This window comes from Streptomyces deccanensis, from assembly GCF_022385335.1.
GTDB lineage: Bacteria > Actinomycetota > Actinomycetes > Streptomycetales > Streptomycetaceae > Streptomyces > Streptomyces deccanensis.
On the sequence record NZ_CP092431.1, the window covers coordinates 211,428 to 234,083 of the forward strand.

Consider the following 22,656-nt stretch of genomic DNA (forward strand, 5'->3'; position numbering starts at 1 on the left):
CACCCAGGAGAGCCCATGAGTGCGACCATGCGAGCCGCGCGGATGCACGCCGTCGGCGAGCCGATGCGGATCGAGGAACTCCCCGTTCCCGAGCCCGGCCCCGGTGACGTCCGGGTGGCCGTGCACGCCGTCAACATCGTCCCGAACCTCGCCAACATCCTGAACATGTGGACCACTTGGTTCCCGCACAGCCCCCTGCCCACTCTCCCGGCGATCTTCGGCCTGGACCCGGCAGGCGTGGTCGAGGCGGTCGGCGAGGGCGTCCAGGCGTTCAAGCCCGGTGACCGGGTCTACGTCAACCCGGGCCGCTCCTGCGGTTCCTGTCGCGCCTGCCGCGGCGGCGACTCGATCAACTGCGCCAGCTACGCCTTCGCCGGCTACTTCGGCTTCTCCGCGACCGCGCTCGACCTGCTCGACCGCTACCAGGGCGGACTCGCCGAGTACATGGTGGCCCCGGCGTACAGCCTGGTGAAACTGCCCGACTCGCTCTCCTTCGAGGCCGCGGCCCGCTTCGGCTACATCGGGACCATGTACTCGGCGCTGCGCAAGGCGGAGGCGGGCCCGGGCAAGACGATCCTGATCAACGGCATCAGCGGCACCCTCGGCATCGCCGCCGCGCTGCTCGCCCCCGCCATGGGCCTCACCGATGTGTACGGCACCGGTCGGGACCGGGGTCTGCTCGACCAGGTCGGCAAGCTCGCGGGCGGCCGGCTGCGCCTGCACTCGCTGGACGACGGCCCGCTGGACGACTGGGTCCGCGAGGAGACGGGCGGTTACGGCGCCGACATCTACATCGACGCGCTCGGCCCGGGTGCCCCGCACGAGACGTTCCGGGCCGGCATGCGGGCCATGGCGCGCGGCGGGATCGCGGTCAACATCGGTGCCGTCGCCGGTGATCTGCCGATCGACATCCACCGGATGATGGACCAGCAGCTGCGGCTGATCGGCTCGGCGTGGTTCACCTCCGCCGAGGGGCAGACCATGGCGGACATGGTGGGGGCGGGCCTGCTGGACCTCAGCCCGCTGGAACACCACGTGTATCCGCTGGAGCAGGTCAACGAGGTGATCAGCGGCATCGCCGAACGCAACGGCGGCTTCAGCAACTTCATCATCAGTCCACGGGCCACCTCGTAACGGCTCGCGGCCGCCCTCCTCCGTAACGGCTCGCGGCCGACCCCCTCCGTAACGCCCCACAGCCGGGGCCGTCGGCAACTCCCCCCTGGCCGACGGCCCCCTCCTCCCCCCTCTGTCTAACCCCCTCTGTCTGGAGTACCGATGCACGCCTCGCACGCCGGCCGTCCGGCTGACCCCCTCGACCTCCTGGAACTCGACACCCTGCTGACCCCGGACGAGCGCGCCGTCCGTGACGCCGTCCGCACCTTCTGCGACCGTCGCGTGGAGCCGCACATCGCCGAGTGGTTCGAACAGGGAGCCATCGAGGACATCCGCGGGCTCACCAAGGAACTCGGTGAACTCGGCCTGCTGGGCATGCACTTGGAGGGCTACGGCTGCGCCGGGATGAGCGCCGTCGACTACGGCCTCGCCTGCCTGGAACTGGAGGCGACCGACTCCGGACTGCGCTCCCTGGTCTCCGTACAGGGCTCGCTGGCCATGTACGCGATCCACGCCTTCGGCTCCGAGGAGCAGAAGGAGGAGTGGCTGCCCCGCCTCGCCGCGGGCACCGCCATCGGCTGCTTCGGCCTCACCGAACCCGACTCCGGCTCCGACCCGGGCAGCATGCGCACCGCCGCGCGCCGTGACGGCGAGGACTGGGTGCTCGACGGCCGCAAGATGTGGATCACCAATGGTTCGGTCGCCGACGTGGCCGTGGTCTGGGCGCGCACCGACGACGGTGTCCGTGGTTTCGTCGTCCCCACCGACACCCCCGGGTTCTCGGCCCCCGCCATCAAGCACAAGATGTCGCTACGGGCCTCGGTGACCAGCGAACTGGTCCTGGATTCCGTACGGTTGCCGGGTTCCGCCGTGCTGCCCCGGGTGCGGGGTCTGCGCGGACCGCTCTCCTGCCTCAACGAGGCGCGCTACGGCATCGCCTGGGGCGCGATGGGCGCCGCCCGCTCCGCCTTCCGGACCGCGCTGGCCTACGCGGGCGACCGCGTCCAGTTCGACCGCCCGATCAGCTCCTTCCAGCTGACCCAGGCCAAGCTCGCCGACATGTCGATCGAGCTGAACAAGGGCATCCTGCTCGCCTTCCACCTCGGCCGCGCCAAGGACGACCGCGGACTGCGCCCCGAGCAGGTCAGCTACGGCAAGCTCAACAACACCCGTACCGCACTCGACATCTGCCGCACCGCCCGTACGGTCCTCGGCGCCAACGGCATCTCCCTGGAGTACCCGGTCATCCGGCACGCCAACAACCTCGAGTCGATCCTCACCTACGAGGGCACCGTCGAGATGCACACGCTCATGATCGGCCAGGCCCTGACCGGCCAGGCGGCGTTCCGGTGAACGACGGTCCGGCTCACGGCCTTCGGGTGCACGGCGGTCCGGACATCCGGCGGATCGGTGTCGTCGGTTGTGGACTGATGGGCGCGGGTATCGCCGAGGTCTGCGCACGGGCCGGGCTGGACGTGGTCGTCCACGAGGTGCACCCGGACGCCGCCGAGGCGGGCCGGTCCAGGATCACCGCCTCCCTCGACCGCGGTGTACGGCGCGGCAAGCTCACCGACACGGAACGGGATGCCGCGCGCGACCGCGTCCGCGTCACGACCGACCTCGCGGACCTGGCCGACCGGGACCTGGTGGTGGAGGCGGCGACCGAGGACGAGGCGGTGAAGACCGCACTGTTCACCGCCCTCGACCGCGTCGTCGTACGCGAGGACGCGCTGCTCGCGTCGAACACCTCCTCCCTGCCCATCATGAAACTGGGCATGGCCACCACCCGGCCGCACCAGGTGATCGGGGTGCACTTCTTCAACCCGGTCCCGGTTCTGCAGCTCGTCGAGATCGTGCCCTCTCTGCTGACGGCTCCGCAGACGCAGTCCAGGGCGGAGGACTTCGTCACCCACGTGCTGGGCAAGAAAGTGATCCGCGCCCAGGACCGCGCCGGCTTCGTGGTGAACGCCCTGCTGGTCCCCTACCTGCTCTCGGCGATCCGCATGCTGGAGTCCGGTCACGCGTCCGCGGAGGACATCGACACCGGCATGGTCCTGGGCTGTGCCCACCCCATGGGCCCGCTGAGCCTGGCCGATCTGATCGGCCTGGACACCCTCACCGCCATCGCGGAAGCCATGTACGCGGACTTCAAGGACCCCCTGCACGCCCCGCCACCCCTGCTGCTGCGCATGGTGGAGGCCGGGCTGCTCGGCCGTAAGTCGGGCCGGGGCTTCCACGACTACTCGGATGCCCAGAAGGGCAACTGAGCTCATGACGCAGGAAGTTCGCGGCGTGATCGCACCGGTCAAGGGCGAGCCGGTGCGGGTGGAGACGATCGTGGCACCCGACCCCGCCCTGACCTCCTCGCCGACGTCCCACGTCTGACGATCAGCGGCTTCACCCGCCCCCTCGAACGGACCCGTCCCGCCCGACGGATCGGTGCTGCCCGGGCATTGGCGCGCAGGCGTCGCCATGTCTCCGTTCGGTCGGCTCGAGCTCGAATTCGCTGGTGATCCGCACGCTGAGCGCCCGGTCGGGGCCCCTTCCGGGTCGCTCGCGTCGAACTCGGCATCCCTGGGCGTACCCCTGCGGGCCAGGTTGTCGCCGGTTACGGCGTGTACGGGGCGTCGCTGTGGTGCAGTTCCACCATGGTGGGCTCGCTGACCTCGTACACAGCGGTACGGGTGAGGGTGACGACGGCCGCCGGATCGTCGTCGCCGCGGGTCCGGTAGACGACGGTCACCTGTCGTGGTGCCCCGCCGGACGGGAAGGCGATGGAGACCACGGGCGTACGGTCGCCGAGCTCGGCGGCGGCTGCGGGGACGGGGGTGCCGCCGTCGTTGCGCCAGGTCACCAGCGTGTAGAACTTGCCGGTGCCACCGGTCGAGATCTTCAGGGCTCCCACGGCGTCGGGCGCGCTGTCCCCGGCGATGTCACCGATCGCGCACTGCGGCTGCAACTCGATCACGACACCGTCCGCGCCCTCCCAGCGTCCTGCGCTGAGCGCGGCTCCTGAGATGCCGTATCCCTCCAGCCCTCCGCCGTCCAGAGACGCGTTCCGCAACTGCTCGCAGGTCAGGGCCTTGGCGCCACCGGCTGCCGTACCGCTCGGCTTCGGGGACGGAGCGGTGGTGGGGGCACCGGGTGTCTTCGCCGGGCTGTCGGGCGACTTGGCCGGATTGTCAGGCGACTTGGCCGGTGTGGCGGTCGCCGGCTTCGACGTCTTGTCCGGCTTCCCGCTCACGGCCGCTTCCCCCGCAGCCGAGTCCTTCGGCCCGCAGGCCACGACCAGCCCCGCGACCAGCCCTGCGGCGGCCACCTGGGACACCCGTCTCGCCCATCCCCTGGATCGGTTCACTCGTCACTCCCCGTCGTGCTATGGCCCGGCATTCGCGCTGGGCAGGAGCGGAGACGCGGACGGGTGGGGGGCGGTTGCACCGAGTTGTCCCTGTTCCGTAACTCCCGGATCCCGCCGCCTTGGCGCACGGGAACACGGGGCCGGGCCGCGTGGGGCGCGTAGGGCGCGTCCGATCTGGCCGCCGGGGACGGCGGGGCTGTGCGCCAGCACGCCGTCGATGAGGGAGGGGAACGCACTGAGTAGAAGTACTCATGTCCGCCGGAACACAGGATGGCAGCCTGCTGGCATGACGAGTGGCAGAGGCGCACTGACGGCACTTCATCTCCTTCTGGTCTGGGCGACGATGGCCGCCGCGATGTCGGTACTCGGATTCGGGCTGCTGATGGCGGGCTGGGGCGGCGGCACGGGGTCCGCCGTGTCGGCCTTCGCGCTGGGCGTACCACTGACGGTGATCCTGCTGGCCACGGCGGGCCTCCCGGCACGAACGGTCGTGCCACTGTGCGATTCCACGCCACGTCGATTCGGCTGGGCGGTCCTCGTGTTCGTCCTCGGCACGCTCGGCGTCCTGGCCGGCCTGGCCGCCTACGGCGAGGAGGTCGACCTGGGGAGCGCCGGCATGCGGATCGCGCTGACCGGACTGCCGTACGCCGTGGCCGCGGCGTTCTTCGTACCGAGCCGGTGGGTGCGGCTGGGGGCGATCGCCGTGCTGGCGGCATGCGGGGTCTACGGGGGCCTCGTCGGTCCGCAGCAGGCGGATCAGCGTCGGCACGCTGCCGAGGTCGCGCGGTACCGGGAGCGTCCTGAGCTGCTGTACGTGGCGGACCCCCCGCCGGGGATGCGGGTCTCCCAAGCCGTGGTGGGTCACGGCCATTTCAGCGTCGACTACCGCCCCGTCGAGCCGGACCAGAGCGGATACGTGAACCTGACGGTTCGCTCGCCGCACACGCCGAAAGCGACATGCGCCCTGCTCGTGCAGAAGGACGTGACCTGCACCGTGGACGAGCACGGCGAGATCCGGGTTGCCAGTGCCCTCCCCCACGACGGCCACCACATCAGACTGATCCGCGAGCACCGCGGCGCGGAGGTCGAGGCCTCCAGCCAGTCCCTCGACGAACCGGGTCTGCGCCACCTGCTCAACACACTGCACCCGCTGTCCGACGAGGAACTGGAGACCATGATGCGAGAAAAGACCATCACCCAGGGATCGTGAGCACGCGGCCTGCCGAGATCGGCCGACGGCTGGACGCTTCTGGATGATCAACTCCACGGAACATCTGCGAAAGGTGCGGGGTGGGCGGCGGTCAATGCTAGCCCTGGTTGTCGAGTTGTGAGCGGGTGCTCAGGCGTTAGGGTCGACTTCGGGGTGCGTGAACCGCACGGGTTTGCCCAGCGACCGGGCGTAGGCGACTTCGGCTCGGGTGCTGTCTCCGATGTAGTCGCCGACCACGAGCACCTCGTCAGCGAGTCGGATCTTCGCCCGGTGCAGATCGTCGAGTCGAACCTTCAGCGCCTCGGCCTCGAGAGGATCGGACCCAAGTTCGCGCGGCGACTTCATGTCACAGCCCGGTTTGACGACAATCTTTCCGGCTTTGGTCTCCCGCAGATCGGCCTCGTTCATCTCGGTCATGAAGCGGGTGGACCCGCAGATCACGACGATTCGCGGGAGACTCAACAGCTTCTTCGCGTCGGCGAGCTTCTCCTCGGGAGTGAACAGTTGCGGGTATGACACTGGTTCCTCCTGGTGGTGTGGTCCCAGAAGTGCCTGCGGAGACGAGGAAGAAGGTGTGCAGGATTGTTGGTGACGAGCGACGTGAACACCCTCGCGACAGCACTCTAGGCTACGACCGACGCCATGCTGAAAGAGCATTTCCACCTGGCACCCTGGCAGCCCGTACTCCTCCCGCGTGATCCGCCAACTGCTCCCGCCCGGTGATTCAGTGGTGACTACGAGCTGGCGATCTCTTGTCGGAGTTGGTGGGTGAAGCGACGCAGGAGGTCCAACGTCACTCGGAACTCGGTCCGGCGGTCGTCCCTGCCGTTGGTGGGCTGGGTGCTCCAGACCCGACGCGCGAGAGCATCGGCGAGATCGACGGTGTCGTCGGAGCAGAGCAGGTAGAGGGCTGAGCGTGCTTCCTGCAGCCGGTCCACCAACTCGTTGGCGCCCGGACCGTCGTCGCTCAGCTGTGTTTCCTTCAGGTGGTCCAGTAGCTGGACTACGGCCGTGTTGAAGCCGATCCCGGCTTTGAGCTTCTGTTCGCGAAGCCACATGCGGTCCTGTCGGCGCGCGGTGAACCACGACCCGAACACCACCCCGATGAGGCCGACAGCGGCTCCGATGGCCACGGACAGTATGTTCTCCACGATCAGCTCCCCCCTCGTACAGCCAGGCTACAGAGGGCGTCGGAGGCGCCGTACCCGAGGAGCACAGCACACACGCCAAGGGTTCGGTGAACCGAACGAAACGGCCTAACTCGGCTTCCAGGCTGTGAGTTGGAAGAGCCGGGCAGTGTGCATGTAGGGCGGCCGGGCCGTGGTGGCGAGTTCGAGGCGTTCGAGGTCTGCGTAGAAGCCTGGTTCGTGCTTGCGTGCGTCGTCGGTGATGTAGTCGCAGAAGCTGCGGATGCCGTAGTGGGAGATGTCCCGGCATCCGAGCTTTCGCAGGGTGAGGATGATCTCGTCGGCGGTGTGGAGCGTCAGCGCGGAATTGAACATCTGTGTGCGAGCCTGATCGGTGTCGAGTGCGGCGAGCGCGGCCGCGGGGTCCATCTCCCGGACGGCGATGTTCAGGGGTGCCGAATGCCGGTTGATCGCCATGACGGAGACCAGGCCCCCGGCTTTCAGGGGCGAGAGTGCTGAGGTGAGAGTGCCTGGGACGTCGTCCATGTATGGCAGGAGGTTGTGGCAGAGCACGACATCGAACTCGCCCTTGGCGAGGTCGCGGGGCAGATCGGTCGCATCTGCCTCGACGCAGGTGATCAGCTCCGTCACGCCTGCTGCCACGGCTCGCTCGGTGGCCGCGGCGAGCATGGCGGGCGCGTGGTCAACGATGGTGACATGGTGCCCGCGGGCCGCGAGGCGGAGGGCGTCTCCGCCGTCGCCGCCGGCGAGATCGAGTATCCGCAGCGATTCGCCGCCCAGGTCGTCGAAGTGACGGAGCAGGTTTGCCTCAGCGATCGAGTAGCGCAGTCGGCCCCAGGGGGCGTCCTGCCACTCCCGCCAGGTGGTCATCGCGGTGTCGAACTCCTCAGGAACTTCAGGCATCTGGCGACGATAGCCGCCGGACGTCCTCCGCCGACGTCGTCGTCGTGCAACGCGGCTCGGGCCTGGTGAGTGCCAGGCAAGAGGAGTCGATGCCGGTCCGGATCAGGCTGATCCCCGGCGACGACGGCGAAGACGATCTCTACGCTTTTGACCATTGCTCATGGTCGGATCAGGGACGAGGTGGGCTCGTTACCGGGTTACGGGCGTACGGCGGGAGCAGCCGTACGCGCTGTGGGCCGGGGCCGAAAGCAGTCCGGCGTTATGGCGCTGTCTCGCCGATATCCGGCCGGTCTTTTCAGTCCACTCCCAGGTAGTGGTACCTGCGCGTCGCCCTTGTGGCCTCGCCATACGTGCACGGCTGTGCGCGCAGACATCCCGGTCTACCGAGCCGTCCGGCGGCGTGCGCCTACGGCAAGGGGCCCGGCGCATGCGTCCGCTCCTGCTTCAAGGCCTCGCGCATGCCGACGCGGTGCCCTGGTGCTGGTACCAGACGGTCTCCAGCTCACGGCCGTCCGGCACGGTGTGGCGGGCCGGGCCGGGGGCCGGGACGAAGCCGGCGCGTTCCAGGGAGCGGCGGCACGCGAGGTTCGCCGTCGCCGTGCCGGCCCGTACCATCGGCAGACCGGCGTGGCTGTGGGCCAACTCCGCGCCCGCCAGGAACAGTTCAGCGCCGAGTCCCTGGCCTCGATGATCGGGGGCGAGGGTGCCGCCGATCTCGCCCTTCTCGTGGTCGAGTTCGAGGGATCCGGCGTAGTGGCCGGTGTCGCGACGTATGCAGACCATGAACTCGAACGTCTCGGGGCCGGGTTCGGAGGGCTCGGCCAGTTCGGGGTTGGACTTGAAGAACCAGCGAGGGGTGGCGCCGGCGGGGCCCATCCGCAGCAGGGCCCGTCTGACGTCCGGGTCCGGTACCACCTGGTCCAACTGGTTCCCCTGCCAGCGCTGGGAATCGGGGTCCGCGCCGGCGGCGAAGGCCGCCAACACGTCGAGCTTGATCACCGGGGTGTAGAGCAGCAGGCGCCGGGTGGCCAGGGCGTGCCGGCCGGGTGTGCACGCGTCCGGGATCGGAAGACCCGAGGCCACCCGGCGACGATGTAGGAACGACCGGATCATGGAACCCCCGTGGTCTTCGTCCTGATATGCCCCAGACACATGGACCGGGTGTGTGCGGCCCAACGTACCGGCCAGAAAGACCGCCGTACCGACCGACAGCGGGGTACGGCGCAAGGACGTGTCCACGCCGACCCTCGTCGCGCAAGTGCGCCACGGCTCACTCTCCCACCCGTCCGGACCAACGCGAGGCCGCCCTGGAGAAGAGGGGCCACTCGGGCGGGTGGCGGCTGTAAGTCGACCACAAGTCCTCCTGGCAGCACCCGGCATGACGGTGTGTCATCGATTGGACCGGGAGAAGGCGCAAGATCGCGGTGGCGCCCTGGTTGAGGGAGTCGGCTCGCTTCGGGCTGCCTTCAGGGCAATCGCGCCCCCACCGCAACGCACGTCGAGGGGGTGTCCGCGGCTGGGCATGCGATCCCCTCGAGAACCCTCCGTCACAAGGGGCCGCTCTCGTGCACTCGGGTCGGTCCCGCCCGAGGGCGACCGGATACAGTGCGCGAGACGGCAGCCTGGTCGAAGAGGGGAAGCGTGACCGACACCCGTAGCACCCGACCCGTCGGCAGCGAAGCGCAAGCCGCGCGGCAGAGCCGGCTGCACCGCTTGATGCGCTACCTCCCCCTGATCGCGCCCGTTCTGCTGTGGGCCGTGCCGTGTTGGGTGCTTCTGCACAGCGGCCAGCACTGGCCGCTGCCCGTCACGCTCGGCGGCACCGCTCTGTTCGCCCTCGGCCTCGTCGGTATGCCGCTCGCGATGGCGCGCGGCCATGGTCGACGACAGCAGGACCGGGCGGCCATCGTCGGTGACACCCTGCTGGGGTCCAGTTGGGTTCTGTTCACCTGGTCGATTCTGGTCGGCGTCACCCTGCGGCTCCTCCTGGCCGTAGTCGGTGTCGGCGAGAGTCAGGATCGGGCTCGCATCGTCACGTTCGCCGTCCTCGGCGTGACCGCCGTACTACTCGCCTGGGGGTACGCCGAAGCCCGCCGCGTGCCACGCGTACGCCGACTCGATGTTCAACTCCCCCGGCTGGGCGCCGGTTTGGACGGCACCCGCGTCGTCCTCATCACCGACACCCACTACGGTCCCCTCGATCGCACTCGCTGGTCGGCGCAGGTGTGCGAGACCGTGAACACCCTGGAAGCCGATCTGGTCTGCCACACCGGCGACATCGCGGACGGCACGGCCGAACGCCGCCGCGCCCAGGCCACCCCACTCGGAACCGTGCGGGCCTCCCGGGCCCGCGTCTATGTCACCGGCAACCACGAGTACTACAGCGAGGCCCAGGGCTGGGTCGACCTGATGGACGAGCTCGGCTGGGAGCCGCTGCGCAACCGCCATCTGCTGCTCGAACGCGGAGGTGACACCCTCGTGGTCGCCGGCGTGGACGACGTCACCGCCGAATCCTCCGGCCTGGCGGGCCACCGCGCCCACCTCGCCGGAGCCTTGAACGGCGCCGACCCCGACCTGCCCGTTCTGCTCCTGGCCCACCAGCCGAAGTTCATCGACCGGGCGGCGGCCGCCGGCGTCGACCTCCAGCTCTCCGGCCATACCCATGGCGGTCAGATCTGGCCCTTCCACCACCTGGTCCGCCTCGACCAGCCGGCCCTCGCCGGCCTCAGCCACCACGGCGCCCGCACCCTCCTCTACACCAGCCGCGGCACCGGCTTCTGGGGCCCGCCGTTCCGCGTCTTCGCCCCCAGCGAGATCACCCTGCTCGTACTCCGATCCCCGAACCTGTCCGGCTCGACGTAGGACCCGACGGGCCGATACCGGCTGCTGCTGATGCTCAGCGCGGTGCAGCGCCGTCAGGGCACTCGGGGCCACTGCGCGGGCTTGCGTCTGCGCGTCGCGTGGGGTGTGGTGAGCGACGCCGTAGGAGTGTGGTCCCGAGAGCGATGAGGACGACTGTCGCGAGGGCGGGGCCACCCAGGGTGAGGACGCGCTGGAGAGACGCGGCCGCGGCATAGCCGACGCCGACCTCGGCCGTCGCCCACAGGCAGGCGGCCACGACGCTGTACGGGGCGATGCTGCGGTAGGGCAGTCGGGTGGCGCCGGCGAAGTGGGGGGCGAGGGTGCGGACCACGGGCAGGAAGCGGGCCAGCAGGATGGACCGGCCGCCGCGGCGGGTCATCAGCATCTCGGCCCGCCGCCAGGTGGTGTCGGGAACACGGCTGCCCACACGGCCCGACCTCAGTTGCTCGCCGAGGAGCCTGCCGGTGCGATGGGCGAAGAAGTCGCCCGCCACGACGGCGCCTGCCGCGACGGCGATGACGACGGGGAGGCTGAGCTGGCCGGTGCGGGCCAGTGCCCCGGCGGTCAACAGCAGGGTGAGCGTGGGGATGAAGGCGCCGACCAACAGGACCGATTCGGCCAGCACCGCCCCGGCCACGACGGTGTAGGCCGACGTCGGGGAGACGTGGCCGAGGATGTCGGAAACGGCGTTCACAGGCCGGCAGGTTCCTGTGGCCGCGGCGCAGCGACGAGAGGCAGTCGGAGGTGCCAGGCGTGGGCGGGGGGAAGGTTGGCCCACACGGTCCAGCGGCCGGTCGCGTAGGTGCGCTGGTAGGCAGCCATGAGGTCGTGCACGGCGGCGTGGCGGCGCGCTGCGGCCCGTGAGGCGGTGAGGGCGCGGGCCTTGCGGGTGCCGAGGTAGGCGAAGTAGGTCAGGGTGCCGCCGGGGTGCAGCAGTTCGAGGTAGCGGGACATGATCCGCTCGACCTGGGCGGGCTCGAAGTTGGTCAGTGGCAACCCGGAGATGATCACGTCGTAGCGCTCGTCGGTGTCGAGGTCCTCGACGAACGCCTTGTGTACCGACACCTGCGCGGGCCGGTCGGCCAGGTGCGGGTGGACGGCGGCGAGGCGACGCAGCCGAGCGGCGAAGCGCGGATTCGCCTCGACGATGTCCAGACGGCTGCCCCGGGGCAGCTGGGGGATGAGCGCACGTGTGATCGCGCCCGTGCCGGCGCCGACTTCCAGGACGGAGAGCGGCCGGGGTGCCCGTGCCCTGACCGGTTCGGTCAGGGCACGGGCGAGGGCCTTGCCGCTGGGGGCTATCGCTCCGGTCGTCCGCAGATCGCGGGCCGCTTCAGCCAGGAACATCAAGCCCTCGGCATGGCGGGGTGGCAGTGCGCGGTCGTGCCAGGTGGTGCGTTCGTTCATGGTTTCGACGCTAGGAACCGGTGTCAGGCATCGGATCCGCCGTTGTGCGACCCCGTCCCCCTACGAAAGTCGGGGGTAGGCATCGCAGATCGTCGGACGGAAACCCCATCGGTGCTGCCTAGGATTGCCAGAGTGAACAGGAGCAAAGGGCGCGGATGGGCTGCCTTCGGCCGGGTGAGCCTGGTGCTCGTGTGTGTGCTGGCCGCCCCGCTGAACGCGGCATCGACCGATGCCGCGGGCTTCCTGGTTCCCGTCACCGTCGCGGCTCTTCTGTGCGGAGCGGCCCTGCTCGTGCCCCGACTGCGATGGCCGGTCGCGCCGCTGCTGGTCACCGTGGCCACAGCCTGGTGGGGCTGGCCGCTGCTGCCACTCATGGTCCTGGCCCTGTTCAGCCTGGCCGTGGATCTCAGGGCGCGGGCGGCGGTGGGTTGCGCCGTCGCCGCGCTGGGCGCCAACCTGTTCAGCTACTCGAGCACCTCACTGTGGACGTCGCAGAGTTACGCCTCCACCGTGCTCCTGCCGACTCTGGCCGTGGTCGTCGGCCTGTGGCTGGGTAATCGACGACGTCTTCTGGAGGCTCTGGCCGCCGATGTCGAGCATCTGCGCACGGAGTCGAAGCTCCGTGAAGAAGCGGCCCGTGCCGAGGAGCGGTCCAGGATCGCCGTGGAGATGCACGACGTGCTGGCCCACCGGCTGAGCCTGATCGCTCTGCACACCGGCGTGTTGACCACCAGAAGCGACGCTCTGCCCGCACCGGTCGCCGACCGCCTCGGACTGCTGCGCTCCACGTCCGTCGAAGCCCTCGCCGACCTGCGTGACGTTCTCGGCGCACTGCACCACCCGGACGGGGCGCGGACGGGTTCCGAGTTGTCGCCCGTGATGAGGGAGGTACGGGAGCTGGTCGACGAGGCCCGCACCGCCGGGCAACAGGTCGAACTCTCCTTCCACGGTCTTCCCGAACAGGCCCCCACCACCCACCGCCTGGCCGTCTACCGCCTCGTCCAGGAAGCGCTGACCAACGCCCGCAAGCACGCCCACGGAGCCCAGGTCACCGTACGCGTCGACTACCGCGCACCGGCCACCCTCGTCGAGGTCGGCAACACCCCAGGAGCCCCCCGCACCGACACTCCCGGCTCCGGCTACGGTCTGGTCGGGCTACGCGAACGCGTCAGCGCGCTCGGCGGGCAGCTCACCGCAGGCCCCGCCGGCGCCGGGGCATGGCGACTGGCCGCCCGTATCCCCCATCCCGTAGCCATCGAGAAGAACGGCTCCTCCACATGATCCGCGCCATGATCGTCGACGACGACGCCCTGGTCCGCCTGGGTCTGGCCGACCTCCTCGGCACCGACGAGAACATCGAGGTCGTCGCCCAGGCCGCCGATGGTCTGCAGGCCATCGAACAGGCCACCGCCCACCACGTCGACGTCGCGCTCGTCGACGTACGCATGCCCCACATGGACGGCATCACCGCCATCACTCGGCTCCGCGCCCTCCCCCACCCCCCGAAGGTCATCACCCTGACCACCTTCGACCTCGACGAATACGTCTACAACGCCCTCGCCGCCGGGGCCGACGGTTTCCTCCTCAAGGACACCGACCCCGCCGAAATACTGCGCGCCGTCCACCTCGTGGCCACCGGCTCCGCCATGCTCCACCCCACCGCGGCTCGCCGCCTCATCGACCGCTACCACGCCGCCAACCCACCACGAACCACCGCGGCGCGAGCACGCCTGAACCAGCTCACCCCCCGCGAACGCGACGTGCTCGCCCTCCTCGCCAAGGGCGGTACGAACGCCGACATCGCCGCCGATCTCGCGATGCGCGAAAGCACCGTCAAGGCCCACGTCAGCCGCATCCTGATGGCACTCGAAGTCACCAACCGCGTCCAAGCCGCCCTCTTGGCCCGCGACGCCGGCATCACCTGACGGACTGGGCGCCGCCTGGGACGGGTCGTCCGCCGAAGTCGCTCGGGTGCCGGGCCAGGCGAGGGCCCGCTCGTGGCGTGAGTTATCAGGGGGCGAAGACCGTACTGGCCAGGGTCACGTGCACGGCGGTTCCGGCGAGGATGCTCAGAAGGGCGTTGCGGCGCCACAGGTGCAGGCCGATGGTCACGGTCAGGGCGGCCAGCGGGGCCAGTACGCGGGACTGGGTGACCGGCAGGTCATGCAGGCAGTAGACGACGAGGATCACCATGACGCCGGCGGGCATGCGGGTGCTGAGGTACTGCACCGTCGCGCTGGCGCGCAGCGGGGCGAGAGCCGCGAAGGGCAGGGCGCGCAGGCCCCAGGTGACGGCCGCGGTGACCAGGACGGCGACGACGGCATAGCGAGCGTCAGGCATGGGTGGGCTTCCTGCCGATGACGAAGCGGCGTGTCAGGAGAACGGCGGTGAACAGGGCGAAGGCGGCCAGGAGCATCTGGTGGGGGAAGAGGAGGCGGGCGGCCAGGGCGCAGACGAGGGCGAGCGCAGGAGTGGGCAGGTCACCGCGCGGGTCACGGACGGCGTCGAGGGCGAGGACGGTGAACAGGGCGGTCAGCGCGAAGTCCAGGCCGGTGACGCTGTCCGGGATGAGGGAGCCGAGCAGGGCGCCGGCGGTGGCACCACCCGTCCAGTACAGGTGCAGGAAGAACTGCAGCCAGAGGATGCGCCGCCCGGACCAGGAGCGGGCGTGCTCCCCGGCGGTCAGGGCGTATGCCTCGTCGCACAGCGCGAAGGTGCTGTACGTCTTGCCGAGAGGCCCCTTCACCTGGTGCAGCGGGAAGGACAGCGTGTAGAAGACGTGCCGGACGTTCACCAGGAACGCGGACACGGCGATCGACGCCAGCGGGGCGGCGGCGGTGACCATCCCGATGAGCAGGAACTCGAATGATCCGCCGAAGACGACCGCGCTGGACAGGCTCGCCCACCACCAGCCGAGGCCGGACTGGGTGACGAGCACCCCGAAGGCGATGCCCAGCGGCACGAAGCCCAGGCCCACGGGGGCGGAGTCCTGGAACGCGGACCGGGCGTCGGACGACGTACGGGCGGCAGGCAGGGGTGAGGTGGGAGAGGGAGGCGGGCACGAGGGGTCGGCAACGGTGGGCCGTATTCGCATGCCGACATTTTAGGAAGATTCGCGCCTCATATGGTTGCCGATAATGGCGCTACGATCGGCCGATGAGCAATAAAATCAGTCTCGATGCCGTCGATCGGGAAATTCTGTTTCATCTACGCCAGGACGGCCGACTGACCAACGTGGAGCTCGCCAAACGGGTCGGTCTTACCCCGCCGCCGTGCCTGCGCCGGGTCAAGCGGCTGGAAGAGGCCGGCGTCATCGCCGGATACCGGGCCGTCATCGATCCCGCGGCTCTGGGGCGCGAACTGGAGGTCCACATCGATGTCGAGATCTTCGCCCAGGACCGCAAGACCGTCGAGGAGTTCGAGGACACCGTGGCCTCGTACGAGGAGGTCGTCGAGTTCCGTCGTATGTACGGCCGTCCCGACTATTTCCTCCGCGTCGCCGTCGCCGACCACGCCGCCTACGAAGCCTTCGTGATGGGCAGGCTCAGCGGTCTGCCCGCCGTCCTGCGCCTCGAATCCCACCTCACCATGAAGACGATCAAGCTGGACGGCTGAACGATGCGGTCCTCCTTCGTATGCGGGCTGCGTCCTGGACGTCCGATCAACGGAGCAGGTGCATTGGAATTTCTGGTCCAGGCGGGCTGCGAGTCGGTCGAACTGCGCCCGGACGGCGGCGTGATCGTAGCCGCGGGGGCGACATCGGCGGCGCGGCACCCGGTCGTCGCCGGATGCCTTCTGCCGCCGGACGAACGAGGGTGAACAGGGTGCCAGGTCCGCATCGCCGTTCATGCCTGTGCCACCTCCGGCACATCCCCGGCGTCGGCCTCGACGACCACCCACGAACTCGCCGGCCCACACGCGAGCCCCCGGACGGCCTCTCCGCCCCCTCACACCACACCGAACGGAGCTCCCCCGCACGACGAGCCTCTCCCGTACGTGACGTCGGCGCCGGTCAGGCGGTAGGGCCCGTGCTCGGTCTGCGGTACGGGCGTACCGCGCGGCGGGCTATGGCGAAGCGGTGTGTCTCTGATGGGCCGTCGTAGATCCGGAACGGGCGTACCTCCCTGAGCAGGCGGGCCAGTGGGGCGTCGGCGGCCGAGATGCCGAGGGCTCCGCAGATCTGGACGGCGCGATCGACCACCCGGTTCACGGCCTCCGCGACGAAGGTCTTGGACACCGAGGTGAGCTGCGCGGCTCCGGCGGACCCGGTGTCCAGCTCCCACGCGGTGCGCAGGATCAGCGCGCGGCTCGCCTCGATGTCGATCTCCGAGTCGGCCAGCATCTGCTGCACCATCCCGAGGTCCCCGAGGACGGAGCCGAACGCCATGCGGCTGCCCGCCCGTTCGAGGGCGACGTCCTGGGCGCGGCGGGCGGCGCCCAGCCAGCGCATGCAGTGGGTCATACGGGCGGGACCGAGCCGCACCTGGGCGCCCGCGAAACCCTGGCCGACCTCGCCGAGCACCTGCTCGTCGCCCACCACACACCCGTCGAAGACGATCTCGCTGTGGCCGGCGAAGAGCGCCTCGTCCAGGGTCTCGATGTCGCGGACGATGTTCATGCCGGGCGTACCGGCGTCGACCAGGAACATGGTGGCGCCGCCCGGGTCGCCCGGCTCGCCGGAGGTGCGGGCCATGACGATGGCGAAGCCGGCACCGTTCGCCCCGCTGATGAACCACTTGCGTCCGTCGATGCGCCAGCCGCCGGACACCCGGGTCGCGGTGGTCCGCAGGGCGCGGGGATCGGCACCGGCCCCCGGTGCCGGCTCGGTCATGGCGAAGCAGGACCGCACGTCACCGGCGGCGAGCGGACGCAGATAGCGCTCCTGCTGCTCCTCCGTGGCCACCTTCTCCAGCAGGTGCATGTTCCCCTCGTCCGGGGCCGCGCAGTTCAGCGCCAGCGGCCCGAGCAGCGAGTAGCCGGCCGCTTCGAACACCACCGCCTGGCCCCGTAGGTCGAGGCCGTGTCCGCCCCACCGCTCGGGCACGTGCGGAGCGAACACACCCGCCTCACGGGCGCCTTTCTGCAGGGTCTGCCGCACGTCCTCGGGGGCGTCGTGGACCGACCCGCCGCAGGCGCGCTCGGCCGGTATCACCACCTCGCGTACGAACGCGGAGGTGGACGCGGCAAGTTGGGCGATCGTCGGATCGACGTCGAACTGGATGGGCACGGGACCTCCCGCCGAAGGGCGTACGGGCACCGGGTCCCGTCGCGTCTAGAAACTGTATAGCGTCTTCAGTATCTTGCCGGGAGAGCCCGGTGACGGGAAGACGACAGGAGGCATGTCCATGAGTAACTCCACGAGCCCCGGGGCGGTCCGGGTGGTCCGTCACCCCTACGGCGTCGTCGAGGTGCGGTTGGACGATCCGGGGCGGGGCAACGCCCTGGACCTGGCGACGGCCGAGGCCATGCGGGACGCGACTGCCGAGGTGGCCGCGGACCCGGGGGGCGCGGTCCTGCTGCGGTCGTCGGGCGGCACCTTCTGCGTGGGCGGTGACCTGCGCGCCTTCGCCGGTCTGGGCGAGGGGACGGGCGCCTATGTGCATGCCGTGGCGACCGCCGCGCACGCCGCGATACTGACGCTGCACGACCTGCCGGTACCGGTGGTGACCGCCGTGCGCGGCGCCGCCGCCGGCGGCGGTGTCGGCCTCGCCCTGGTGGGCGACATCGTCCTGGCGGCCCGGTCGGCGCGGTTCCGGCTGGCATACACGGACGTCGGGCTCACCCCGGACTGCGGGGCCTCCTGGTTCCTGCCCCGCCTGGCCGGCCCCCGGGTGGCGGCGGACCTGATCCTGACCAACCGGGTTCTGACCGGCGACGATGCCGAACGGTGCGGTCTGGTCTCCCGTTCCGTGGAGGACGGGGAGTTGGACGCGGCGGCGCACCGCACGGCCGCCGGGCTGGTCGCCGGGGCCGGTGGCGCACTGCGCGCGGCGAAGGGTCTGCTGCGCGGTCGCGACGGGACCGGCCTGGCCTCCCATCTGGCCGAGGAGGCGCGGCAGATCGCGGCCCTGGCGGGTACGCCGGAGGCACAGGAGCGCATGGCGTCGTTCCTCGCCGCGCGGGGCCGTGCCCGGGGCTCGGAAGGCCGGGACCGGCCCAGGGCACCGGAAAGTGTTTCTTGATTCCCTCTTCACTAACAGGCCCGCCGGAGCGTAACCTCCGGGCAACACAGATCCGAGGAACCGGTCACCACAGAACCGGGGAAAAGGTGTGGCGATGCAATCTGCTGCCGTGGACCTTCCGGACGCCTTCGACGAGACGCTGACCGAAGCCGTCGTCGATCTCGTTCTGCGTGGCATGTGGCGCGGCAGGCCCGAGGCCGAGCACCGCCCCTTGGTCGACGCGGGGCTGGCGATGGTCAAGGGACCGATGGTGCTGCCGACCGAGCGCGCCAAGGCCGCCGCCGCGCGGATCCTGCGGATCTCCCCCGGGTCGGCGCAGGAGGAGCGGATCACCGCCGCGTACGAGGCCTTCCTGCCGGTCAACAGGAAGATCCGCGAGGTGTGCACGGCATGGCAGTGCCGCCCCGACGGCAGCCCCAACGACCACTCCGACAGCGTCTACGACGCCGGGGTGCGCGAGTCGCTGGAGGACGTGCACGAGGCCATCCAGCCCGTACTGCGCAGACTGGAGCCGGTACTCGAAGGCAGCGGACAGTACGTCACCGCCCTGGAGGAGGCCCTCGACCGCTTCGACGACGGCGAGCCGCAGTGGCTGGCCTCGCCGCTGTGCGACTCATACCACACCGTGTGGATGCGGCTCCACCAGGAACTGCTGCTCGTGCTGGGGATCAGCCGGGCCGAGGACGAGGCCCGGGAAGAGGAACTGGTCACGGGGAGCCGGGGTTGAGCGTCACCGACCGCGAGACGGACGCCGTGGCGCGGCCGGAGGCTCCGCTCGCGCGGCCGGAGGCTCCGCTCGCCTCCTGCGACGCCCCCGGCCGGGTCCTGGTGCCCTACGGGCAGGGGCGGATCAGGGGGCTCGACGCCGACGAGCTGGGCGCGCACGGTGCGGCCATGGACGGGCTGGTGGCCCTCGGGCTGCCGGTCGTTCCGGGGCTCACCGTCCCGGCCGGCGCCTCCGCGTCCCTGTGCGAGCCCGGCACCGCCCGGGCCGCCGTCGACCTCATCGAACAGCTCTCCGGCCGGCGGATCGGCGACGCGGGCCGCCCCCTCCTGCTGCGTCTGTCGGCCAGCGCGCCGACCGAGATAGCCGGGCTGCCGCCCGACCTCGCCTGCCTCGGCATCACTCCCTCGGGCGCCGACGACCTGTGCGCCGTCATCGGGCGCGCGGACGCGCTGCACGAGGTGTGGGCCGCCACCGTGCGGATGATCGCCGAGTACGCCCTCGACGTACCCGGCGCGATGCTCGACGACGTCCTCCTCGACACGCCCGAGCCGCGAGCCCGGGTCGAGGCCCTGCTGTCCCTGGTCGCGCGGCACGGCTCCCGGCCCTTCCCCGACGACCCCGCCGAGCAGCTCGCGCTGGCCGCCCGCGCCCTCCTCGCGCGGTGGGACTCACCGCGCGCGAGGAGGTCCCGCAAGGCGCAGCGGCTGCCCGCCGATCTCGGTATCGCCCTGCACGTCCAGGCGCTGCGCATCGGCCCGGCGGACCACTCGGGCTACGGCACGGCGGTCAGCCGCCACCCCGAGACCGGCCGCCTCTCCCCGCAGGGCTCGTTCTTCCGGGGCGTGCGCCGCAGCGCACCTCCACCGCACACCAGTGAGCCGCTGGAGCGGCTCGCGGGCGGAACGGCTCTGCTGGAGCACTCCCTGCTCACCCTCGAACGTCATCTGCGCGCGCCCGTCTCCGTCGACTTCGAGGTGCGCGACGACGAGATCTCCCTGCTGGCCGCCTCCGCGCAGCAACGGCCGCCGCTGAGGGCCTCGGTGTGCCTGGCCGCCGACCTGGCACGGGACGGCGCGCTCACCCCCGAGGAGGCCGTGCTCCGGATCAGCCCCGCGCAGGTGCAGGAACTGCTGCACCCCCAACTCCGGCTGACCGGGGGCGAGGAGCTGCTGGTGACGGGGCTGCCCGCCTCCCCGGGCGCGGCGACCGGTGTGATCGTGCTGTCCAGTGAACGTGCTCTCGAACTGAGCGCGGACGGCGCCCGCGTCGTGCTCGTCTCCCATGAGACGACGCCGGCGGACGTCCCGGGCATGCTGGCCTCCGTCGCCGTCCTGACCGGCAGCGGCGGTATCGCCTCGCACGCCGCCGTGGTGGCGCGGGGCGCGGGCACGCCCGCGGTGTGCGGCGCCGAGGGGCTGCGCGTGGACCTGGACGCGGGGACCGTGCGGATCGGGGAGCGGCTGCTGCGCGAGGGCGACCCCGTCTCGCTGGACGGCCGTACCGGTGCCGTCTACGCGGGGACGCTCAGCGTCAGTGTCGCCGGACCGCCGCCCGAGCTGTCCACCTTGCTCGACCGCGCGGACGGCATGCGCCGACTGGGCGTGCGGGTCAACGCCGACACCGCCGCCGAGGTCGACACCGCCGTCGCGCTCGGCGCGGAAGGGGTCGGGCTGTGCCGTACGGAGCACCAGTTCCTCGGGGAGCGGCTGCCGCTGGTGCGCCGGGTGATCCTGGCCGCCGACCCGGCCGCCCGCGACGAGGCGCTGGTGGCGCTGGGACAAGCTCAGCACGAGGACTTCAGGGCCCTGCTGTCCTCGGTCGGCGACCGCCCGGTGACCGTGCGTCTGCTGGACGCCCCGCTGCACGAGTTCCTGCCCGCCCCCGGCCAGGCCCTGGACGCGGACGAGGAGCAGCGGGCCGCCGCGCTGCGGGAGGCCAACCCGATGCTCGGGCTGCGCGGCGTACGGCTGGCGCTGCTGCACGAGCGGCTCTACCCCACGCAGGCCGAGGCGCTCTTCGCCGCCTGGGCGGACGTCGCCGCCACCGGGGTCCGGCCCGCGCTGGAGGTGATGATCCCGCTCGTCAGCCTGCCGGAGGAACTGGCCGCCGCCGCCGCGTACGTACGCGGGGCCGCCGAGGCGGTCGCCGCCCGTACCGGGGTGGAGGTTCCCTACCGGCTGGGCACGATGATCGAGACCCCTCGGGCAGCGCTGCTGGCCGGTGAACTCGCCGAGCACGCCGAGTTCTTCTCCTTCGGCACCAACGACCTCACCCAGCTGACCTACGGGTTCTCCCGGGACGACGTCGAGCGCCAGGTGCTCGCCACCTACCAGGAGCGCGGCCTGCTGACGGCCAGCCCCTTCGCGCGGCTCGACCCGCACGGCGTGGGCGCCCTGATCGCTCTGGCGGTCGAGCGGGCCCGGAGCGTACGGCCCGACATCAAGCTGGGCGTGTGCGGGGAGCACGGCGGGGATCCGGAGTCGATCGCGTTCTGCGACGGCCTCGGCCTCGACTACGTGTCCTGTTCCGCGCACCGCGTGCCGGTGGCCCGGATGGCGGCAGCGCACAGTGCGCTGCGCGCGCGGCGAGACGAGAGCGGGAATGGGAGCGGGAGCACGCGATGACTAGCGCACTGACGGACGGCCCGGCCGTGTCGGATGCCGAACTGGACGACCTGCGCGAGACCGTACGGTCGGTGTGCGCGGACGCCGGAGGCACCGCGGCGGTGCGCAGGCAGCCCGAGCACTCCCCCGGCATCGACGCCGAGCTGTGGGACACCCTCGGCCGGCAGGTCGGCCTCGCGGCCCTCGGGCTGCCCGAGCCGGCCGGCGGCATCGGCGGTCTCGCCGAGATCGCCGTGGTCTGCGAGGAGTTGGGCAGGACGCTGGCACCGGTACCGCTGCTGTCCTCCACCGTGCTGGCCGGGCAGGTGCTGGCCGGTTGCGGCACGGCCGACAAGGCGCTCGCCGAACTGGCCGAGGGCACGGTGCACGCCCTGGCGGTCGTGGCGGCGGACGGCACATGGCGGCCCGGCTCGGTGCCGGTGGCCGTCTCCTGGCAGGGCGGCGTCCCGATCCTCGACGGCACAGCGCCATTCGTGCTGGACGGCGCGGACGCCCGCGCCCTCGTGGTGGCCGCCACGGGAACCGACGGGGTCGACCTGTTCCTCCTCGACCCGAGCGGGCCGGGGGTCACGGTTCGCCGGGTGCCCACCCTGGACCTCAGCCGGGGGCAGGCGGTGGTCACCTTCTCCGGTGCCCGGGCCCGGCCGCTGACCGCCGGAGGCGAGGGGGCGGAGGTCGTCTCCCGCGCCCTGGACGTGGCCCTGGTCGCCCTGGCCGCAGAGCAACTCGGCGGTGCGCAGGCCGCGTTGGACATGACGGTGGCCCATGTGCGGGACCGTACCCAGTTCGGCAGGGCCATCGGCGGCTTCCAGGCGGTCAAGCACACCTGCGCCGACATGCTGCTCCAGGTCGAGGGCGCGCGGTCGGCCGTGGTGCGCGCCGTCCGGGCGGCCGACTCGCGCGACGCGCTGGCCGAGGCGGCGGCGGTGGCCCAGGCCTGGGCCTGCGAGGCCTTCGTGTCCGTCACCGCCGAGTGCGTGCAGCTGCACGGCGGCATGGGCTTCACCTGGGAACACGACGCCCATCTGTACTTCCGGCGCGCCCAGTCCGACGCCGTCCTGCTGGGCGGCGCCGCACATCACCGGGAACGGCTGGCCGGACTGCTGGGCTGGTGACGTGGAA

General features: G+C 71.0%; 22 protein-coding genes. 12 read left to right on the forward strand and 10 right to left on the reverse strand.

Annotated features, from left to right (window positions below):
* Positions 1-15: 15 nt before the first annotated feature.
* The 3 genes from L3078_RS01035 to L3078_RS01045 all read left to right on the forward strand — a co-directional run bounded on the left by L3078_RS01035 (position 16) and on the right by L3078_RS01045 (position 3,380).
* Positions 16-1,134: an alcohol dehydrogenase catalytic domain-containing protein gene (locus L3078_RS01035; RefSeq protein ID WP_239749991.1), complete on the forward strand. Its 1,119-nt coding sequence runs from the start codon at positions 16-18 to the stop codon at positions 1,132-1,134.
* Between the two features lie 141 nt (positions 1,135-1,275).
* Positions 1,276-2,466 carry an acyl-CoA dehydrogenase family protein gene (locus L3078_RS01040; RefSeq protein ID WP_239749992.1) on the forward strand — a complete coding sequence of 397 codons (1,191 nt, stop codon included), beginning with the start codon at positions 1,276-1,278 and terminating at the stop codon, positions 2,464-2,466.
* Complete coding sequence (locus L3078_RS01045) at positions 2,463-3,380, forward strand: 3-hydroxybutyryl-CoA dehydrogenase (protein ID WP_420864025.1); 918 nt, start codon at positions 2,463-2,465, stop codon at positions 3,378-3,380. The genes L3078_RS01040 and L3078_RS01045 overlap by 4 nt, the downstream gene beginning before the upstream one ends.
* A gap of 341 nt (positions 3,381-3,721) precedes the next feature.
* Here L3078_RS01045 and L3078_RS01050 read toward each other — a convergent pair whose 3' ends face one another.
* Positions 3,722-4,432, reverse strand: a complete 711-nt coding sequence (locus L3078_RS01050) for a hypothetical protein (protein ID WP_239749994.1) — start codon at positions 4,430-4,432, stop codon at positions 3,722-3,724.
* 325 nt (positions 4,433-4,757) lie between these two features.
* Between L3078_RS01050 and L3078_RS01055 the strand changes: the two genes are divergently transcribed.
* On the forward strand, positions 4,758-5,681 hold the full coding sequence (locus tag L3078_RS01055) for a hypothetical protein (protein WP_239749995.1): 924 nt from the start codon (positions 4,758-4,760) through the stop codon (positions 5,679-5,681).
* 129 nt (positions 5,682-5,810) lie between these two features.
* Here L3078_RS01055 and L3078_RS01060 read toward each other — a convergent pair whose 3' ends face one another.
* From L3078_RS01060 to L3078_RS01075, 4 genes are all read right to left on the reverse strand, one after another.
* On the reverse strand, positions 5,811-6,200 hold the full coding sequence (locus tag L3078_RS01060; RefSeq protein WP_239749996.1) for a nucleoside 2-deoxyribosyltransferase: 390 nt from the start codon (positions 6,198-6,200) through the stop codon (positions 5,811-5,813).
* A gap of 215 nt (positions 6,201-6,415) precedes the next feature.
* Entirely contained in the window at positions 6,416-6,832 is a 417-nt protein-coding gene (locus L3078_RS01065; RefSeq protein ID WP_239749997.1) for a hypothetical protein, read from the reverse strand.
* A gap of 105 nt (positions 6,833-6,937) precedes the next feature.
* On the reverse strand, positions 6,938-7,732 hold the full coding sequence (locus L3078_RS01070) for a class I SAM-dependent methyltransferase (protein WP_239749999.1): 795 nt from the start codon (positions 7,730-7,732) through the stop codon (positions 6,938-6,940).
* 444 nt (positions 7,733-8,176) lie between these two features.
* On the reverse strand, positions 8,177-8,815 hold the full coding sequence (locus L3078_RS01075; protein WP_239750002.1) for a GNAT family N-acetyltransferase: 639 nt from the start codon (positions 8,813-8,815) through the stop codon (positions 8,177-8,179).
* Positions 8,816-9,373: 558 nt separating this feature from the next.
* On the opposite strand from L3078_RS01075, the gene L3078_RS01080 reads away from it, so the two are divergent.
* Positions 9,374-10,594 carry a metallophosphoesterase gene (locus L3078_RS01080; RefSeq protein WP_239750004.1) on the forward strand — a complete coding sequence of 407 codons (1,221 nt, stop codon included), beginning with the start codon at positions 9,374-9,376 and terminating at the stop codon, positions 10,592-10,594.
* Between the two features lie 34 nt (positions 10,595-10,628).
* Here L3078_RS01080 and L3078_RS01085 read toward each other — a convergent pair whose 3' ends face one another.
* Entirely contained in the window at positions 10,629-11,288 is a 660-nt protein-coding gene (locus tag L3078_RS01085; protein WP_239750006.1) for a DedA family protein, read from the reverse strand.
* Positions 11,285-12,001, reverse strand: coding sequence for a class I SAM-dependent methyltransferase (locus L3078_RS01090; protein ID WP_239750009.1), 717 nt, complete (start codon positions 11,999-12,001; stop codon positions 11,285-11,287). The genes L3078_RS01085 and L3078_RS01090 overlap by 4 nt, the downstream gene beginning before the upstream one ends.
* 132 nt (positions 12,002-12,133) lie before the next feature.
* On the opposite strand from L3078_RS01090, the gene L3078_RS01095 reads away from it, so the two are divergent.
* Complete coding sequence (locus L3078_RS01095) at positions 12,134-13,282, forward strand: sensor histidine kinase (RefSeq protein ID WP_239750011.1); 1,149 nt, start codon at positions 12,134-12,136, stop codon at positions 13,280-13,282.
* On the forward strand, positions 13,279-13,926 hold the full coding sequence (locus tag L3078_RS01100) for a response regulator (RefSeq protein WP_239750012.1): 648 nt from the start codon (positions 13,279-13,281) through the stop codon (positions 13,924-13,926). Before L3078_RS01095 ends, L3078_RS01100 begins: the two co-directional genes overlap by 4 nt.
* Positions 13,927-14,011: 85 nt before the next feature.
* On the opposite strand, the gene L3078_RS01105 is transcribed toward L3078_RS01100, so the two are convergent.
* On the reverse strand, positions 14,012-14,341 hold the full coding sequence (locus tag L3078_RS01105; protein WP_239750013.1) for a branched-chain amino acid transporter permease: 330 nt from the start codon (positions 14,339-14,341) through the stop codon (positions 14,012-14,014).
* Complete coding sequence (locus tag L3078_RS01110) at positions 14,334-15,095, reverse strand: AzlC family ABC transporter permease (protein ID WP_239750014.1); 762 nt, start codon at positions 15,093-15,095, stop codon at positions 14,334-14,336. Before L3078_RS01110 ends, L3078_RS01105 begins: the two co-directional genes overlap by 8 nt.
* 62 nt (positions 15,096-15,157) lie before the next feature.
* On the opposite strand from L3078_RS01110, the gene L3078_RS01115 reads away from it, so the two are divergent.
* Positions 15,158-15,616 carry an Lrp/AsnC family transcriptional regulator gene (locus tag L3078_RS01115; RefSeq protein WP_239750015.1) on the forward strand — a complete coding sequence of 153 codons (459 nt, stop codon included), beginning with the start codon at positions 15,158-15,160 and terminating at the stop codon, positions 15,614-15,616.
* 397 nt (positions 15,617-16,013) lie between these two features.
* On the opposite strand, the gene L3078_RS01120 is transcribed toward L3078_RS01115, so the two are convergent.
* Complete coding sequence (locus L3078_RS01120; protein ID WP_239750017.1) at positions 16,014-17,228, reverse strand: acyl-CoA dehydrogenase family protein; 1,215 nt, start codon at positions 17,226-17,228, stop codon at positions 16,014-16,016.
* Between the two features lie 118 nt (positions 17,229-17,346).
* On the opposite strand from L3078_RS01120, the gene L3078_RS01125 reads away from it, so the two are divergent.
* From L3078_RS01125 to L3078_RS01140, 4 genes are all read left to right on the forward strand, one after another.
* Positions 17,347-18,183 (forward strand): enoyl-CoA hydratase/isomerase family protein, encoded by an 837-nt coding sequence (locus tag L3078_RS01125; protein WP_239750019.1) that lies wholly within the window; start codon positions 17,347-17,349, stop codon positions 18,181-18,183.
* Positions 18,184-18,277: 94 nt separating this feature from the next.
* Positions 18,278-18,910 carry a hypothetical protein gene (locus L3078_RS01130; protein ID WP_239750020.1) on the forward strand — a complete coding sequence of 211 codons (633 nt, stop codon included), beginning with the start codon at positions 18,278-18,280 and terminating at the stop codon, positions 18,908-18,910.
* Positions 18,907-21,534, forward strand: a complete 2,628-nt coding sequence (locus L3078_RS01135) for a putative PEP-binding protein (protein WP_239750021.1) — start codon at positions 18,907-18,909, stop codon at positions 21,532-21,534. Before L3078_RS01130 ends, L3078_RS01135 begins: the two co-directional genes overlap by 4 nt.
* Positions 21,531-22,649 (forward strand): acyl-CoA dehydrogenase family protein, encoded by a 1,119-nt coding sequence (locus L3078_RS01140; RefSeq protein WP_239750022.1) that lies wholly within the window; start codon positions 21,531-21,533, stop codon positions 22,647-22,649. Before L3078_RS01135 ends, L3078_RS01140 begins: the two co-directional genes overlap by 4 nt.
* Positions 22,650-22,656: the final 7 nt, after the last annotated feature.

Coding starts and splice junctions, on each gene's coding strand:
- L3078_RS01035 (WP_239749991.1), top strand. CDS start 16: ATGAGTGCGACCATGCGAGCCGCGCGGATGCACGCCGTCGGCGAGCCG.
- L3078_RS01040 (WP_239749992.1), top strand. CDS start 1,276: ATGCACGCCTCGCACGCCGGCCGTCCGGCTGACCCCCTCGACCTCCTG.
- L3078_RS01055 (WP_239749995.1), top strand. CDS start 4,758: ATGACGAGTGGCAGAGGCGCACTGACGGCACTTCATCTCCTTCTGGTC.
- L3078_RS01070 (WP_239749999.1), bottom strand. CDS start 7,732: ATGCCTGAAGTTCCTGAGGAGTTCGACACCGCGATGACCACCTGGCGG.
- L3078_RS01090 (WP_239750009.1), bottom strand. CDS start 12,001: ATGAACGAACGCACCACCTGGCACGACCGCGCACTGCCACCCCGCCAT.
- L3078_RS01100 (WP_239750012.1), top strand. CDS start 13,279: ATGATCCGCGCCATGATCGTCGACGACGACGCCCTGGTCCGCCTGGGT.
- L3078_RS01105 (WP_239750013.1), bottom strand. CDS start 14,341: ATGCCTGACGCTCGCTATGCCGTCGTCGCCGTCCTGGTCACCGCGGCC.
- L3078_RS01110 (WP_239750014.1), bottom strand. CDS start 15,095: ATGCGAATACGGCCCACCGTTGCCGACCCCTCGTGCCCGCCTCCCTCT.
- L3078_RS01115 (WP_239750015.1), top strand. CDS start 15,158: ATGAGCAATAAAATCAGTCTCGATGCCGTCGATCGGGAAATTCTGTTT.
- L3078_RS01125 (WP_239750019.1), top strand. CDS start 17,347: ATGAGTAACTCCACGAGCCCCGGGGCGGTCCGGGTGGTCCGTCACCCC.
- L3078_RS01130 (WP_239750020.1), top strand. CDS start 18,278: ATGCAATCTGCTGCCGTGGACCTTCCGGACGCCTTCGACGAGACGCTG.
- L3078_RS01140 (WP_239750022.1), top strand. CDS start 21,531: ATGACTAGCGCACTGACGGACGGCCCGGCCGTGTCGGATGCCGAACTG.